12 protein-coding genes are annotated in these 15,879 nt (G+C 64.1%); 10 read left to right on the top strand and 2 right to left on the bottom strand.

All coding sequences use genetic code 11. The annotated features are described in order from the left end of the window. Positions 1-91 precede the first annotated feature (91 nt). The 4 genes from ACQR3T_RS02845 to ACQR3T_RS02860 all read left to right on the top strand — a co-directional run bounded on the left by ACQR3T_RS02845 (position 92) and on the right by ACQR3T_RS02860 (position 6,286). Positions 92-1,099, top strand: a complete 1,008-nt coding sequence (locus tag ACQR3T_RS02845) for a helix-turn-helix domain-containing protein (RefSeq protein ID WP_428692477.1) — start codon at positions 92-94, stop codon at positions 1,097-1,099. A 151-nt stretch (positions 1,100-1,250) separates the two neighbouring features. Beyond that, positions 1,251-2,516 (top strand): acyl-CoA dehydrogenase family protein, encoded by a 1,266-nt coding sequence (locus ACQR3T_RS02850; protein ID WP_428692478.1) that lies wholly within the window; start codon positions 1,251-1,253, stop codon positions 2,514-2,516. 233 nt (positions 2,517-2,749) lie between these two features. Next, a complete protein-coding gene (gene trpS / locus ACQR3T_RS02855) occupies positions 2,750-3,790 on the top strand; it encodes a tryptophan--tRNA ligase (protein WP_428692479.1) in 1,041 nt (346 codons plus the stop codon). Positions 3,791-3,997: 207 nt separating this feature from the next. Then, complete coding sequence (locus ACQR3T_RS02860; protein WP_428692480.1) at positions 3,998-6,286, top strand: DUF222 domain-containing protein; 2,289 nt, start codon at positions 3,998-4,000, stop codon at positions 6,284-6,286. A 33-nt stretch (positions 6,287-6,319) separates the two neighbouring features. On the opposite strand, the gene mftM is transcribed toward ACQR3T_RS02860, so the two are convergent. After that, a complete protein-coding gene (gene mftM / locus ACQR3T_RS02865; protein WP_428692481.1) occupies positions 6,320-7,147 on the bottom strand; it encodes a mycofactocin oligosaccharide methyltransferase MftM in 828 nt (275 codons plus the stop codon). A gap of 294 nt (positions 7,148-7,441) precedes the next feature. On the opposite strand from mftM, the gene mftA reads away from it, so the two are divergent. The 5 genes from mftA to mftD (ACQR3T_RS02890) are packed head-to-tail and all read left to right on the top strand — an operon-like array spanning position 7,442 to position 11,532. After that, positions 7,442-7,555, top strand: coding sequence for a mycofactocin precursor MftA (mftA, locus tag ACQR3T_RS02870; RefSeq protein WP_080734238.1), 114 nt, complete (start codon positions 7,442-7,444; stop codon positions 7,553-7,555). Positions 7,556-7,557: 2 nt separating this feature from the next. Beyond that, entirely contained in the window at positions 7,558-7,851 is a 294-nt protein-coding gene (mftB, locus tag ACQR3T_RS02875) for a mycofactocin biosynthesis chaperone MftB (RefSeq protein WP_428692482.1), read from the top strand. A 34-nt stretch (positions 7,852-7,885) separates the two neighbouring features. Beyond that, positions 7,886-9,139 (top strand): mycofactocin radical SAM maturase, encoded by a 1,254-nt coding sequence (gene mftC, locus ACQR3T_RS02880; RefSeq protein ID WP_428692483.1) that lies wholly within the window; start codon positions 7,886-7,888, stop codon positions 9,137-9,139. 16 nt (positions 9,140-9,155) lie between these two features. Then, positions 9,156-10,334 (top strand): pre-mycofactocin synthase MftD, encoded by a 1,179-nt coding sequence (mftD, locus tag ACQR3T_RS02885; protein ID WP_428692484.1) that lies wholly within the window; start codon positions 9,156-9,158, stop codon positions 10,332-10,334. A gap of 7 nt (positions 10,335-10,341) precedes the next feature. Beyond that, complete coding sequence (gene mftD, locus ACQR3T_RS02890; protein ID WP_428692485.1) at positions 10,342-11,532, top strand: pre-mycofactocin synthase MftD; 1,191 nt, start codon at positions 10,342-10,344, stop codon at positions 11,530-11,532. A 13-nt stretch (positions 11,533-11,545) separates the two neighbouring features. Here the strand turns inward: mftD (ACQR3T_RS02890) and ACQR3T_RS02895 are convergent, their stop codons facing one another. Further along, positions 11,546-11,872: a LuxR C-terminal-related transcriptional regulator gene (locus tag ACQR3T_RS02895; protein WP_428692486.1), complete on the bottom strand. Its 327-nt coding sequence runs from the start codon at positions 11,870-11,872 to the stop codon at positions 11,546-11,548. A gap of 222 nt (positions 11,873-12,094) precedes the next feature. Between ACQR3T_RS02895 and ACQR3T_RS02900 the strand changes: the two genes are divergently transcribed. Then, the gene (locus ACQR3T_RS02900) at positions 12,095-15,868 is read left to right on the top strand and encodes a hypothetical protein (protein WP_428692487.1); all 3,774 of its coding nucleotides are present in this window, start codon (positions 12,095-12,097) and stop codon (positions 15,866-15,868) included. The last annotated feature ends 11 nt before the right edge of the window (positions 15,869-15,879 follow it).

The raw sequence follows: 15,879 nt of genomic DNA on the forward strand, positions 1-15,879 counted from the left end.
GAGAGTGCACGCATTTCGTAACGCAAATGCCTCGGATGGCTTACGCCCAAGGCCTACCGTGGGTGCACTCGAACCTAGCGCGGAGTGCATCATGACGTCATATTGGACAACCAGGGGACTCGGTCCGGCCGATCAGATGAGCTATTGGGCCGACGTCCTCTGCCAGGCATTCACCCCGCTTGCGCCGTGGCGATCCCGGGACCACGTCGAACGCAGCTCCTCGAGTTCCGGACTTCCCGGGTGGGTGCGATCGGCGGCAATCGGGGGTGGCAATGCAGCGGAGATTGCTTCCTGCACACAGCGAATCGACCATGGAAAACGTGAAGTTGCCAGAGCCGACGAGGACGTCGTTTTTGTCAACCTGCAATTGGACGGGCACTGTACGACCACTCAGGACGGGCGGCAGTGCACCGTCTCCCGAGGCGAATTCGCCATTGTCGATTCGACTCGCCCCTACCGGCTCGAGTTCGTCGAGCCGGGTAACGACGAACTGTGGCGAGTGTTGTCCTTCCGACTGCCGCGCCCTCTGCTGGCAGATGTGGTCGGCCCGTCGGCAGCGACCACTGCGCGGCGTTTTTCGAGCTCGTCGGGTTCTGCTCGCTTGCTCGGCTCGTTGATGGTGGAGACCTGGCGGACCGATTCCTCGCTGCAGACCGCGGAGCGGCAGATGATCGGTGCTGCCCATGTAGATCTGCTCCGTGCAGTCCTGGGAGGGACACAACGGGGCACTGGATGCTCGTCGGAGACCGACGAAGCACTTCGGGTCTCCGCAGTTCGGTACATCGACTCCAGGCTTCCTTTCGGCCGTGTTCCCGCTACCGATGCGGCCCACCATGTCGGGGTATCGGTACGCACGCTCCATGCCCTCTTCGAGAGGACGGGAACCACTTTCGGTGCCGTCGTACGTGAGCATCGCGTCGAAGCGTGTCGCCGTGAGCTTGCCGATTCACGTGACACTCGATCGATCGGAACGATCGCTGCAGCGTGGGGATTCTCGGATTCGGCCCATCTGGCCAAGACCTTTCGATCGCGCTTCGGATGCAGTCCGGTCGAATACCGGGCGTCGGTGAAGACAGGGGACATGCCGCAGTTGGCGTAGGGACTCTCTGTTCGGGAGTGCAGAACGGTACCGATGACGGCGCAGTCCGGTACAAGACCGGGATGCATCGGGCCGTGAAACATGGTGTGCAGGGCAGCGTCGCCCGATTCCGTTCTTCACCCCCACCAGGACACTTATCGAGGAGTCTCACATGACCCTGAGTTTCGAGCTCAGCCCCGAGCAGATGGCAGTGCGCATGCAGGCGCGGCAAGTGGCGGACGAGATTCTGAGCGAAGTAGCGCCCGCTATTTCCTCCATACCGCGCCCCGAGGATCGCTTCTACGCACTGCAGCCGGTCTACAAGCAGCTGGCCGGTCTCGGATTCGTCAAGGGACTGGTTCCCGATCAATACGGCGGCGCGTACTTCGACAATCTCACCTTCGCGCTCGCGGCCGAGGAACTCGCTCGGGTCGACATCAACACTCCCAGTGCATTGCTCGGCACCGGATTGGGACTCAACCCGATCATCAATTTCGGCACCGAGGAACAGAAGAATCGCTGGCTCCCGTTGTTCTGCGACGGCGAACCCCGATTGGCTGCGATCGCCTACACAGAGGTGACCGGCGGAGCAAATTATGACTCGGAAGACCCGACCGTCGGAATCCGGACCTTCGCGCGTCGCGAGGGCGACGAATGGGTCATCAACGGTGCCAAGCACTACACCACCAATGCCTCGGGCTGGGACGGTCAGGGTGCCGACCTGATCAGTGTGGTCTGTCGTACCGATCCTGCACTGCCGCCGTCGGAGTCGCTGGCCGTCATCGTCGTGGAGAAGGGAACGCCGGGGGTCGAGATCACCGACATGATCGACACCATCGGACATCGCGCCACCAATTCGCCGCGGGTGGAATTCCGCGACGTGCGGGTGCCGGTCGGCAACCTCATCGGCAAGCCGGGCGACGGGTTGGACATCGTCGCCACTGCCTTCTCCTGGACCTGCTCGTCCATCGCTGCCGCGTGCGTGGGCAGGATGCGAGCTGCATTCGACTACTCACTGCACTTCGCCAAGACCGACCATCGGTCAGGTCCGGTACCCGTCATCGAGTATCAGAACGCCGGATACATGTTGGTGGACATCAAGACTCGCATCGAAGCGGTCCGCTACTTTGCATGGAAGGCCGCCGATCATTTCGACCGTACCGGCGGACGTGACCGCGAATTGGCCAACGAGGCAAAGATCTTTGCATCCGAGACGGCCGTGCAGGTGGTGTACGACGCCATGCGTCTCGTCGGCGTCGATGCGTACACGAACCTGACACCGATCGCTGCGATCATGGAAGACGTCCTGTGTTTCCCGGTGTATGACGGAGGCAACATGGGCGTCCGACGGCGCAACGTCCACAATCTGCTCAAGGCAGACGGATTCGACTCACTCGCCGCTGCAGAGAATCGACTGTCGGTGCCCGAGCACGCCTAGACCCACAGTGGCAGTGGTGTCAGGATCCATTGCGATCCTGACACCACATCGGTCGCTCCCGTCGATCCGAGTCTTGGTAGCCTTTCGAGATGATCGACACTCGACAGGCTTGGTGGTGGCTGCACTAGCAGCCCGGTCGATCATGTCCCGCGGGCTGTACTCAGCCCGCCGATGTCCTGAATTCGGATCGAAGCGCGGTCGGTACAGCCCTTCGTTCTTTCAGGAGGAATTCGATGGACACTTACTTGTCCAGCATCGGCCGCAGCGAGGCGCTCGCCTCCGACATCGCTGCCGATCCAGGTAGTTATACCGTGTTGACCGGCGAACGGCCAACCGGTCCACTGCATCTCGGTCATCTCTTCGGAACAATTCGAGAGCGAGTTCGGCTGCAGGACATCGGGGTCCGAACAATGGTGGTCTTGGCCGACTACCAGGTGATCACCGATCGCGACGCAATGGGGCAAGTGCGGCAACATGTGTACGACGCTGCGTTGGACAACATGGCCGCGGGTATCGACCCCGAGAAGTCCATGATCTTCACGCATTCGGCAGTACCCGCCCTCAACCAGTTGATCCTGCCACTTCTGAGCCTGGTGACCGAGGCGGAGCTTCACCGAAACCCTACTGTCAAAGCAGAACTCGCCGCTAGTGGCCGCGCACTGAGTGGACTGTTGCTGACGTACCCGGTGCACCAGGCGGCCGACATCCTGTTCTGCAAAGCGAACGTGGTGCCTGTCGGAAAAGACCAACTTCCGCACATCGAGATGGCGAGGACCATCGCGCGGCGATTCAACTCCCGTTACGGCGCGGTATTCGAGGAGCCGCAGGGTCTGCTCACCTCGAGCCCCGCCGTTCCTGGACTCGATGGCCGCAAGATGTCCAAGAGCTTCGGCAATGCGATCACGCTGTCCATGACGCCGGATGAGACAGCCGCGGTGGTGCGACGAACTCCTACCGATTCGGATCGAGACATTTCCTACGACCCAGCTGCCAGGCCGGGAGTATCCGCACTGCTCACCATCGCCGGCTTGTGTACGGGGCGGGACCCAGGGGCGATTGCCGCCGACATAGGTGGTGGGGGAGCAGGATCATTGAAAGACTTTGTGGCCGAGTCGGTCAACTCATTGCTCGCAGAACATCGACGTCGGCGTGCCGACATGGCTGCGGACCCCGACTACGTTCGGTCGGTGGTGCGTCACGGAAACGCGCGAGCCAACGAGATCGCCGAGCAGACGTTGAGCGAGGTGCGCGCGGCGATGGGTACCGCGTATTAGGCCCGCCTGCTCGAGACGGTCGTCGATGCGATCGAAAAGAGGTTCAGCTCACGACGTCCAGAGTTCGACCTCGGGTGATCGGTCCTGCTCGGTGAGGTCGACACGACCTGCCGAGCTTGCCCTTCGGTTTCTTGTCGGTGGTCCGGGTTACTGTTCATTCTGTTCGAACATGCGTTCTTGTTTCGGGTCACCGGGGGGTGAATGGGGATGGCAGTACCGATCGTGTCGCTGGAGGCATTGACTGCTGCCGCGCGTGCAGAAAATCGTCACGCTGCCCGGAAGGTCGCTGCCTGCTACCGCGTGCACTGCGACTGGATCACCCTCGATTCCAAGTACAAGCACTACAGCCGGTACGGACGCACCGAGATGGCAGTGGCGTTGGGATGCTCCGCCACCGTCGCCGAATCGTACGTCTCCGTGGGCGTTGCCCTGCATACCCGACTCCCACTGCTGCGGGCAGCATTCGAGGCCGGGGAAATCGACCTCCCGCGGGTACGGACGGTGTGCCGGATCCTCGACAACCTCTCCGACGACATAGTCACATCCGTCGAGGACGAGATCGTCGAGGCCGCCCGCAGGTCGTCACCGGGTCCGCTGGAGAAGGAGATCTGGGACATCCTGCTGCGGGTCGCGCCCGAGGAAGCGGCAGCGCTGCGGGAGTTCGCGAAACGGTTCCGTCATGTTTCGTACAGCCCGGCCGGTGAGTTGGCGCGGATTCGGGCGGAATTGACCGCCCCCGAGGCCGCGGCGGCGTGGCAGTTGCTCGAGGAGATGGCCGACACCCTCTGCCCGAAAGACCCTCGCGGCAAACAAGATCGCTTGTGTGATGCGTTCATGGCCCGCATGCACGGCAAATCCCGACTAGCATGCCTGTGCCAACGCGATGGCTGCCCGAAAAAGGATGCGGCATTGCCGGATCGTCGGGTGCCGTTGACGATGATCACCGTCGACATCGCCACCCTCATCGGACTGCTCGCGAACCCGGCGTATCTGGCCGGCCACGGATCCATCGACCCCGATCTCGCGCGGGAGTTGGCGCGGAACAGTCAGTGGCAGATCCTGCTCACCGACGCTGTCACCCTCGCGGAGAAACTGGGACTGGCTGTGCAGAACCCGGAAACCGGGGAATGGGAACGACGCTCGGACGGCGAGAAAGCAGGGGGTGCAACAGGACCCGAGGCGGGAACAGCGACGGAACCAGACGTAGACGCAGATGCCGACGCAGGCGCAGACAGAGACGAAGACGCGGATTCGGCTGCTGATGCGGCTGGTGATGCTGATGCCGATGAGGGAATGGGGTCGGCTATGGCTTCGGGGGCGGAGGCTGGTTCGTCGACCGAACCGACTTCGGCCAGTTCAGCGGAAGGCAAGGTCGACGAGACCGAAGACTCCACGCCCGTACCTGCGACCGACGACCCGTTGGCAACCCTCGACCCGGGTGCCGCCGATTCAGTCCGGAAGCACGCGGCAACACGCTCAGGGGCGCCGGTGTCCGACCCGCTAGCGGAGGCAACGTCGGACACCGACCGTGAGGCATCGTCCGAACCCGCGTCAGTTCCACGATCACCTGCGGAACTGACATCGCCGGCACTTGATATCGCACCGCGCTGTTCGGAATCAGGCTCTTCCACAACTGCATCCGGCTCCACAACGGCACCCGGCTCCACAACAGCCGGTCCGACGCCCGTACCTGAACCAGCGGCGGACACCGTGTCATCGCCTACTCCGAAGCCTCCGGCCGAGCAAAGTTCGTTACCGGATCCAGTCCCAGCAGAGGCTGGTCCGACCGACCCGGCACCTGGCGACGATCGACCTCAGCGTCGCCTCCAGTCGCTCACCTCCGCTGCAGCCCTGTTCTGCACCCACACACCCGTCGGCCGGGGCACACGGCACAGCTCTGCCCTCGACCTGGGCTCGTCACTTCGGCCTAGCCGAAGCATGCACACACCTGGTGGCATCTACCTCGGCAACGCATCACTGGCCGCTGCACTCGAAGCAGCTATCGCCGCCGACCCCACACTCGGAAAATCCGTCGCACGCGACCCACTGACCGACCGAGCCCTGATCTACCGACCCGACACCCTCACCGCGGCAGCAGTCCGCCTCCGAGATCGACACTGCCGCTTCCCCGGCTGCCACCGCCCCGCCGACCGCTGCCAACTCGACCACGTAATCCCCTTCGATCACGCCAACCCCCTCGGCGGCGGCTGGACCACCGTCAACAACCTCCAATGCCTCTGCGAGTTCCACCACACCGTCAAAACCGCCGGCTACTGGAAAGCCGTCATGCTCCCCGGTGGTGCGATTCTGTGGACCTCCACCTCGAAGACCACCCGAATCACCCTGCCAGCCAAAGGAACAGCCGTACCCATCATCGGCAACGACCTGAGGCCACACATCCCCACCAAACCCAGACGATCCGGCATCATCGCCTACCCCGACCCACCCGACAACCAACAACCCGAGACAGACGACACCGCAGTACCGCCGTTCTAGGCGTGCGGGTTCACAGTCCGGTGCAGAACGTCTTCAGGTGAACTGTGGTGCGGCGACCTTGTCGATCACGAGCCATCCGCCGTGGTGCTCCGATGTCTCGAACTGCGCACCGGACGAGCGACCGAGCTCGACCAACGATGCCTCGTCGAACGTGCGGATGTGTCCATGGCAGGCGGTGGTCTCGGTCTCGAATGGCACGGCGACGACGACACGCCTGCGTGCGATACGGAGCGCTTCGGCCACGATCCGAGAGCCTGTCTCGGCGTCGACATGTTCGAGGAGGTGCAGCGCTGTCACGGTGTCGACACTGTTGTCTGCGACTGGAACATCGGCAGCATCACACACCACGGTGTCGAGCGTGATCCCGAGATGCGGGGCAACGGTGGCGAGCAGGCGCATGGTTCCGGCGGACAGGTCTGTCGCAGTCACCGAGTGGCCCTTCATCGCCAGTCGTAGCGGAAAGAAACCGAAGCACGATCCCAGGTCGAGCAACGAACCGACGACCAAATCCTCGGCGCGCGCATGGACGGGAGCGAAATCGGCGGTGCCGCCGAGTAGCTCGTCCAGAGAGTTGCGGTAGTAGGTGGACCACGCGTCGATCGGTTCTGTGACGGTGGTGCGAACGAGTCCGACCAACACCAACTCGAACTCACGCTGGGAGAGACCGACGTGCCGGGCCTGTGCGGTGACCATCGGAACGAGGCGCTCTCCGATCTCGGCCGACGTCAGGCCATGACAGACCTGCACCGTCGAGCCCACACGCACAGCGTCGAATTCGAGTCCACGCATGTGCCGAACCACCACGTTCTCGTGAGCCCAGACTCCGTCGGAGCCCGGTGCAAGTGCATCCAATTCAGTCATCGGAGTCGTTTCTGCTCGTCGTATGCCGATCGTTGGTCAGGGCTGTCCCTTCGGTGAGGTCGAGCGTTGCATACACAGCGGGTGATTCGGCCGTTGTGCACCAGGTCGGCCCGCTCGGGCACCGTCGACCCCGCGCGCCGGACGGGTTGGTACCTACCCGAACGGACGGTTGATCGCGACGGCCGACCAGTTCCGATCGTCATGCCGCTTCAGGGACGGTGTGGGCCGTTAGCGTGGTGACCCGAGACACAACCAATTGGATTGTGACCGAGCAAATTTCGTAGGAGGTTTCAGATGTCGAAGAAGAACGAGAATGCTGTGGTCGGTGCGGCTGTTGTCGAATCCGATCTGGTCGAAGAGTCGTTGGTCGAGGAAGTGTCGATCGACGGCATGTGCGGCGTGTACTGATCATGACCGCTGCAGTGCGCGAGGACCTCGACGAGTTCGATCTGGATGTGCCGTGGGCTCTGCATCCGCAGGTAGCGCTGCGTCCGGAGTCGTTCGGAGCGTTGCTGTATCACTTCGGAACTCGCAAGCTCTCCTTTCTGAAGAACCGCACGATCGTTGCGATCATCGAATCGCTGCCCGATCACTCGGACATGCGTTCGGCGATCGCAGCCGCGGGAATCACCGAGTCGCAGTCGGCCCCCTACGTCACGGCGCTCGCGACGCTGGCCCACTCGAAGATGATCACCCGCCCGTAAAGCCCTGACCTACTGCAGAAGAGGACTTCCGCCCATGACCTCCACCCTCGAAAGACCCGCTCCGGTAGGAAAACTCGTCGATCAGTTCGAGCTCGGGCTCGACGCACCGATCTGTCTGACGTGGGAGCTGACCTACGCCTGCAACCTGTCGTGCGTGCACTGCCTGTCCTCGTCGGGTCGTCGTGATCCGCGCGAGTTGAGCACCGAGCAGTGCAAGTCGATCATCGACGAGTTGCAGAAGATGCAGGTGTTCTACGTCAACATCGGCGGCGGCGAGCCGACGGTGCGCTCGGACTTCTGGGAGCTCGTCGATTACGCGACTGCGCATCAGGTGGGGGTGAAGTTCTCCACCAACGGGGTCAAGATCGACCAGAAGGTCGCCGCGCGGTTGGCGGCGTCGGACTACGTCGATGTGCAGATTTCCATCGACGGCGCGACGGCAGAGGTCAACGATGCGGTGCGCGGGCCCGGTTCGTTCGACATGGCCTGCCGTGCGTTGGAAAATTTGAAAGAGGCCGGGTTCCGGGACGCGAAGATCTCGGTCGTCGTCACCCGACACAACGTGAGTCAGCTCGACGACTTCAAAGCGTTGGCCGACAAATACGCTGCGACACTGCGTATCACGCGTCTGCGGCCGTCGGGCCGCGGCGCGGATGTCTGGGACGATCTGCACCCGACGGCCGGTCAGCAGCGCGAGCTCTACAACTGGCTCGTCGCGAACGGTGAGGGTGTGTTGACGGGGGATTCGTTCTTCCACCTCTCGGCGTTCGGTGACGCTCTGCCGGGGCTGAACTTGTGCGGTGCGGGACGGGTGGTGTGCCTGATCGACCCGATCGGCGACGTGTACGCGTGCCCCTTCGCGATCCACGAGAACTTCCTCGCCGGCAACATCGTCCGCGATGCGACTGTTGCTACCGAGACATCGGCGGCTATGGGTGGGTTCCAATCGGTGTGGCAGACATCGGAGTTGTTCCAGGAACTCCGCTCGCCGCAGACCTCCGGCGCCTGCACCAAGTGCGCCCATTTCGATTCGTGCCGTGGTGGATGCATGGCAGCGAAATTCTTCACCGGCCTCCCCATGGACGGTCCGGATCCCGAATGCGTCATCGGTAACGGCGAAATGGCGTTGGCGGCAGCGGGGGAGATCCCCAAATCGAGCGTCGATCATTCCCGGACCGGGCAGCGCAAGACACCCCGTAAGTCGGTGCCGTTGACGTTGATGATGCGTCCACCGGCGAAGATCTGCGACGAGAACCCGCTCGCAGGAATGGAACAGGAACAGTCATGAAACAGAAGGCACAGTAATGGCCAAGAGTGAGTGGTTCGAGACCGTTGCCGAAGCGCAGCGGCGTGCGAAGAAGCGTCTACCGAAGTCCGTGTACGCCGCGTTGGTGGCCGGCTCGGAGCGCGGGTTGACGATCGACGACAACATGGCGGCGTTCGGCGAGCTCGGCTTCGCCCCGCATGTGGCGGGGTTGTCGGACAAACGTGACTTGTCGACGACGGTGATGGGGCAGACGCTGTCGTTCCCGGTGATGATCTCCCCGACGGGTGTGCAGGCCGTGCACCCGGACGGTGAGGTCGCTGTCGCGAGAGCTGCTGCAGCGCGCGGGATTCCGATCGGCTTGTCGTCGTTCGCCAGCAAGTCGGTGGAAGAGGTCGCGGCGGCAAACCCGCAGACCTTCTTCCAGATGTACTGGGTGGGGTCGCGTGAGATCCTGCTGCAGCGGATGGAGCGGGCCCGTGCCGCGGGAGCTGTCGGGTTGATCATGACCCTGGACTGGTCGTTCTCGAACGGCCGCGACTGGGGTAGCCCGTCGATCCCGGAGAAGATGGACCTCAAAGCGATGGTTCAGTTCGCGCCGGAGGGTATCATGCGACCGAAGTGGTTGTGGGAGTTCGCCAAGACCGGCAAGATCCCCGATCTGACGACCCCGAATCTGACCCCGCCGACGGGTGGTCCGGCTCCGACGTTCTTCGGTGCGTACGGGGAATGGATGGGTACTCCGTTGCCGACGTGGGAGGACGTGGCGTGGCTGCGTGAGCAGTGGGGTGGGCCGTTCATGCTCAAGGGCGTGATGCGCGTCGACGACGCCAAGAAGGCTGTCGACGCGGGGTGCACCGCGATCTCGGTGTCCAATCACGGAGGTAACAATCTCGATGGCACGCCGGCACCGATCCGGGCGCTGCCTGCGATCGCCGAGGCCGTCGGCGATCAGATCGAGATCACCCTCGATGGCGGAATCCGACGTGGCAGTGACGTCGTGAAGGCACTGGCGTTGGGTGCGCGGGCGGTGTTGATCGGCCGCGCGTACCTGTGGGGTCTGTCTGCCGGTGGTCAGGCGGGTGTGGAGAACGTGCTCGACATCCTGCGCGGCGGAGTCGATTCCGCTGTTCTCGGGCTCGGGCATACCTCGGTGCATGATCTGTCGCCGTCGGATGTGGTGATGCCGGCCGGGTTCGACCGCAGGCTCGGCGTCTGAGCGGAGGATGTCCAGCAAGACAGAGTGGTTCGAGACCGTCGCCGAGGCGGAGCGGCGTGCGAAGAGGCGTCTGCCGAAGTCCGTCTATGCGGCTCTGGTGGCGGGCTCGGAGCAGGGTCTGACTGCGGCGGACAATACGGCTGCGTTCGGTGAACTCGGGTTCGCCCCGCACGTGGCAGGTTTGTCGGACTGCCGCGAGTTGTCGACGACGCTGATGGGTCAACCGCTGGCGTTCCCGGTGATGATCTCCCCGACGGGTGTGCAGGCGGTGCACCCCGGCGGTGAGGTCGCGGTGGCGAGAGCAGCAGCGGCGCGCGGTGTGTCGATGGGATTGTCGTTGTTCGCGAGCAAGCCCATCGAGGAGGTCGTCGCGGCGAATCCGCAGACGTTTTTTCAGCTGCATTGGGTGGGTTCGCGGGAGTTGTTGGGGCACATGCTCGATCGTGCGCGCGCTGCGGGTGCGGTCGGGCTGATTCTGACGATGGACTGGTCGTTCTCGGAGGGCCGTGACTGGGGGAGTCCGGTGATTCCCGAACGCCTCGACGTGCGGGCGATGCTGCGGTTGGCACCCGAAGTGCTGGCGCGCCCGCGATGGCTCGCCCGGTGGGGACGTGCGGGTGCGTTCCCGGATCTGACGGCCCCGAATCTCGCTCCGCCCGGTGGGCCTGCGCCCACGTTCTTCGCTGCGTACCGGGAGTGGAAGTCCACACCGTTGCCGTCGTGGGAGGACATCGCCTGGCTACGTGCGCAGTGGGGCGGGCCGTTCATGCTCAAGGGGATTTCGCGGGTCGACGACGCGTTGCGGGCCGTGGACGCAGGCGTCACCGCTATCTCGGTGTCCAATCACGGTGGGAACAATCTCGACGGTTCCCCAGCGTCGATTCGGGTGTTGCCGTCCATCGCCGAGGCGGTGGGGGATCAGGTGGAGATCTCCCTCGACGGCGGCATCAGGCGGGGAAGTGACGTGGCGAAAGCACTGGCGCTCGGTGCGCGAGCCGTCCTGATCGGGCGGGCGTATCTGTGGGGTCTGGCGGCGAACGGTCAAGCCGGGGTGGAGAACGTGCTCGACATTCTGCGCGGCGGCCTGGACTCCGCGGTCCTCGGACTCGGACATGCATCGGTGCACACCCTCGGCCCAAGCGACGTCGTGGTGCCGCCAGGCTTCGCTCGCTCGACTCAGCCCACCCGGCGCAGTTGATACGAACCGACAGTCACCATTCGGACAGGTGAGTATGACCGTCCTGGAGCGCCCGAGCGAACAGAGCGGCCTTCGTCGGAGCGGTGCGTCCGACTGCCGCGTATTTCTGCCGGATACGGGTGATGTGCGTGTTGATCGTGCCGACCGAGATATAAACGGACCGAGCTGCAACCGTCTTCGAGTCCGAGGCGAACCAGGCAAGCATGACCTCGATCTCGCGTGCGCTCAGCGCAGGCTTGCGGTGAAGCGGGTCGAGCCGCGTCGGGCGTGCAACGAGTGCCGGCTGTACCGGCGTCCGGAACGAGTGATGCGCCGCCGACGTCAGCATCTGTTCGAGCATGAATTTCCCCCTCGACTTTCGACCGATCTCTTGTACTGCAGCGTCCATCGTCGAAGAAAATCTGGGGCGGATCCAGCGGTGCACTGAACTCCATACAGGGTCAATACGGACGACCTCGGATTCGATGCGACCGTCATTCGAACGGAGTAACTTGCTGTTTCTGCTGCTCAGCGAAGCGTTCGCGCGCATCTTTAGGTGATTTACCGGCTCTATAGTGCGCTCATGACCACTGAGCGCCCGGATCCCTCGTCGATCTCGGACCGCAGCGAATTCGCGGCGGCGCTGCGTTCGATCAGGATCGATGCGGGTGCAACAGTTCGTGAAATAGTCGAGCATTCCGGTGGTCTGCACGGCACCATCAGCGGCTGGTTTTCCGGTCACCACCTTCCGACCAAAGCCAGCGCCGAGATGTTCTCGGCCGTCCTCGTCGCATGCGGAGTCGACGACGAAGGCGAGCGCGCACGGTGGTGGAATGCGGTGTCGAGGGTGCGGTCCATCCCGGGCAGGCGGACTGTCGATCCGGTGAAGGGCGACCCTCCGTACAAGGGCCTGGAAGCGTTCGAGTCCGCCGATGCAGAGTGGTTTTTCGGACGAGACGATGTGATCGAGCGACTCGGCGTGCGCGTCCGTGACGCCCTCGACTCCGGCGGCGGCATTGTCTTCGTGGTCGGCGCTTCGGGCTCGGGTAAGTCCTCGCTCCTGCGCGCTGGATTGGCATCGAGGTTCCCTGGCTCGCAAGTCCATTCCGGCGTCGGCGATATTCGGGCATTCCCCGAGCGAATGGAATCGTTCGCGCCGGGTTCTGTTCTCGTCCTGGATCAAGCCGAGGAGCTGTGGACGCTGGCGTCAGCGGGTGAGCGCGAGAGCTTTCTCCGTGCGGCATCGTCGCTGCCGAACTCCGATTCGGTCCTCGTGGTCGGCCTGCGGGCCGACTTCTACCAGAACGCCGTGTCGGAGGATGCGCTGCTTGCCGGACTTTCGGACAACCCGGTTGTCGTCGGGCGTCTCACCGAAACGCAACTGCGTGATGTCATCGTGTCGCCTGCCGCGAAGGCCGGCTTCACCGTCGACGACGCCCTGGTGCAGGTGTTGGTCGGCGAATTGGGTCCGCGTGGATCGCAGTTCGCCCACGACTCCGGTGCCCTGCCGTTGCTCTCGCACGCGCTGCTGACGACGTGGCAGGTGTCGAGAGGCAGGACGCTGACCGTCGCGGACTACCTCGCGACCGGCGGGATCGGAGGTGCGGTGGGGCAGAGCGCCGAGGAAGTGTTCTCGGCCCTGACCGCCGAACAGCAACGCGAAGCACGACGCATCTTCATGCGTCTGGTCAATCTCGACGACGACGTGGTGACGCGTCGCCGCGTCGATCGTGTCGGGCTGTTCTACGGAAACGAGAACGCAGACGCCGTCACCGACGTCGATGTGGTGGTCGAGCGGTTTGCCGCGCGCAGACTGCTGACCGTCGAAGAAGAGACGGTCCAGGTGACCCACGAGGCGCTGCTCACGGCGTGGCCGCGGCTCGGTGAATGGCTCGACGACGATCGTCAGTGGCTCGTCGAACACCGTCGACTCACCCAGGCGGCAGAACTGTGGAACAACAACGACCGAGACGACGGTTCGCTGCTGTCTGCGTCGAGGCTGCTGCTGGTGCAGGAATCCATCGGCCCGGTGCGTCGGCGAGACCTCAATGCCGTCGAGAGGCTCTACCTGGAAGCGAGCGCGGAACGAGTCGAGCAACAGAACCGAAGCGATCGTCGCCGTCGGCGCACCCTCGAGACGCTTGTCGCAGCACTCGCGTTTCTGACCGTGCTGGCCGTGACACTGGCGGTGACCGCGTTCGTTGCCCGATCGGATGCGAACAGCCGGCGGGTCGACGCCGAACACGCGGAGGCCGAGGCCGTATCTCGTCAGATCGCCGGTGTCGCAAAGCAATTGAGGAACCAAGATCCCGGTCTGGCGGCGTACTTCGCGTTGGCGTCGTACGAGGTGGACCGAACGTCGGAGGCGCGATCGGCACTGCTCGATTCCTCCGCGATCCACACACCGGTGCGGTTACTCGGTGTGGAGGGCGGGGCGGTGACTGCGGTCGACCCTCGCGGAAGCATCGTGACTACAGCGGGTTCCGACGGGCGCGTGCGGATGTGGTCCCTCGCGGACGGACACGCGCAGCTCGGCGAGATCGTCTCCAGGGACGTGTCCGCGCTGACGTTCGATCCGCGGGGTGGCGTTCTCGCCGTGGGTGGGTTCTACGGCGTCGAACTGTGGGACGTGTCGGATCCGACGGAACCGATGATGTTGTCGCGCAACGATGTCGACGAGGTACGAAGCCTGTCCTACTCTGCTGATGGCCGCTTGCTCGTCGTCGGTACCGGGGCCGAGTCGTTGCCGCTGCTCGACGTCGCCGACCCCGCCCGGCCGACCGCAGCGGCCGAGGTGGCTCAACCCGGTTCGCCGACAGCGACCGAATTCAGTCCCGATGGTCGGTACCTGGTGACGGTCGGCCCCGGGCGCGCGATGCGGTTGTGGGACGCGAGCAGGCTGACCGCGTCTCCAGCAGCCGCCTCCGTTCCGCTGATCGACATCCCCTCGGACGGATCGACCTACACCGCGCAACAGCTGGCTTTCTCTCCCGACGGCACCACGCTGATCGCGGGTACTACAGGTCGCGAGGTTCTGCGGTGGGCTGTCGACGGCGGCCGGTTGTCTCCTCTGCCGGCGTTGACGGGATTCACCAGCTATGTCAACGATGTGGTGTTCAGTGGGGATGGGACTCTGATCGCTGCGGCGAGTTCGGACAATTCATCGAAAGTTTGGGACGCGGCCTCGGGAACGCCAGAACTGACGCTTCCCGGTCCTTCCGAGGTGAGTTCGCTCGTATTCACGCCGGATCGCTCGTCGATCGTCACTGCCAGTGGCGATGGCATCACCCGAATCTGGCCGCTTCCTGGGCCGGCCCTCGCCGACGCCGGCGACACGATCTTTCAGAACCCCATCGGTGCATCGGGCACGCGTTTGCTCGCCGGAGCAGGCACCCGAGCCTCCGCCACGACGCTCTGGGACGTCTCGGACGTCGAGCATCCGGTGGCGTCGGCACCGTTGGTGGTCGGTGACGGTATGGACCAGACGGGTGCGGTGGCGCTCACCGTCGACGGCAATCGGGCTGCGGTCGGTACGACGACCGGTGGTTTCCAGCTGTGGGACACAACCGATCTCACCGATCCGGTGGCGCTCGGTACCGTTCGGGCGGCAACTACCAGCTTGACTGCTGTGTTGGTCTTCGACCGCACCGGGACCCTGCTGGTCGCGTCCGGCCAGAACTCGAACGACGTGTCGTTGTGGTCGCTGGCCGAGCCCACAACCCCACGGGCGTTGTCGACCCTGGAGGCGGGGAACTACCCCGCGGGAATGGCGCTGTCGCCCGACGGTTCGGTACTCGCCATCGCCAGTGTGGGGGGCGTGGTCGAACTGTGGGATGTCGGCGACCCGACCGATCCGCGCCGGACGGCCGTGCTCGGCGGTTTCGGAAGTAGCGTCCAGGCCGTGGCCATCTCACCGGATGGGCACACTCTTGCCGCGGGCAGTGCGGATCGTTCGATTCGATTGTGGGACATGGCGAACTCGGCCGAGCCGCAGCACCTGGCTCGCATCGTCGGGCCGTCCAGCCCGATCTACTCGCTCTCGTTCGATAGGTCCGGTGGACGGATGGCTGCCGGTGACGGGGGATCGACGCTCTGGTTGTGGAACGTAGGCGACCGCACCGCACCCGAGCAGTACGCGGCCCTCTCCGCGTACGGTCAGCGCGTCAACGATGCGGGTTTCGCCGCAGACGGACGCGTGGTGTTCGGCGGTGGTACGGCCCGTGATGTTCGCATCTGGCGCACCGAGCCGGAGGAGGTACGCAGTCGCCTGTGCGGATCAGGAGGGTCGGTGGTCACAGAGGCCGAATGGGCCCAGTACCTCCCTGGCGTTCCATACCGAAAGTTGTGTAGCAGCTGACCGACTGGGGA

It is taken from the genome of Rhodococcus sp. IEGM1428, assembly GCF_050321865.1.
Taxonomy (GTDB): Bacteria; Actinomycetota; Actinomycetes; order Mycobacteriales; family Mycobacteriaceae; genus Rhodococcoides.

What these genes read in the sequence shown, in the direction of transcription:
- ACQR3T_RS02850 (WP_428692478.1), top strand. Translation starts at nt 1,251, where the DNA reads ATGACCCTGAGTTTCGAGCTCAGCCCCGAGCAGATGGCAGTGCGCATG.
- trpS (WP_428692479.1), top strand. Translation starts at nt 2,750, where the DNA reads ATGGACACTTACTTGTCCAGCATCGGCCGCAGCGAGGCGCTCGCCTCC.
- ACQR3T_RS02860 (WP_428692480.1), top strand. Translation starts at nt 3,998, where the DNA reads ATGGCAGTACCGATCGTGTCGCTGGAGGCATTGACTGCTGCCGCGCGT.
- ACQR3T_RS02845 (WP_428692477.1), top strand. Translation starts at nt 92, where the DNA reads ATGACGTCATATTGGACAACCAGGGGACTCGGTCCGGCCGATCAGATG.
- mftD (WP_428692485.1), top strand. Translation starts at nt 10,342, where the DNA reads ATGTCCAGCAAGACAGAGTGGTTCGAGACCGTCGCCGAGGCGGAGCGG.
- mftD (WP_428692484.1), top strand. Translation starts at nt 9,156, where the DNA reads ATGGCCAAGAGTGAGTGGTTCGAGACCGTTGCCGAAGCGCAGCGGCGT.
- mftA (WP_080734238.1), top strand. Translation starts at nt 7,442, where the DNA reads ATGTCGAAGAAGAACGAGAATGCTGTGGTCGGTGCGGCTGTTGTCGAA.
- mftB (WP_428692482.1), top strand. Translation starts at nt 7,558, where the DNA reads ATGACCGCTGCAGTGCGCGAGGACCTCGACGAGTTCGATCTGGATGTG.
- mftC (WP_428692483.1), top strand. Translation starts at nt 7,886, where the DNA reads ATGACCTCCACCCTCGAAAGACCCGCTCCGGTAGGAAAACTCGTCGAT.
- ACQR3T_RS02900 (WP_428692487.1), top strand. Translation starts at nt 12,095, where the DNA reads ATGACCACTGAGCGCCCGGATCCCTCGTCGATCTCGGACCGCAGCGAA.
- mftM (WP_428692481.1), bottom strand. Translation starts at nt 7,147, where the DNA reads ATGACTGAATTGGATGCACTTGCACCGGGCTCCGACGGAGTCTGGGCT.
- ACQR3T_RS02895 (WP_428692486.1), bottom strand. Translation starts at nt 11,872, where the DNA reads ATGCTCGAACAGATGCTGACGTCGGCGGCGCATCACTCGTTCCGGACG.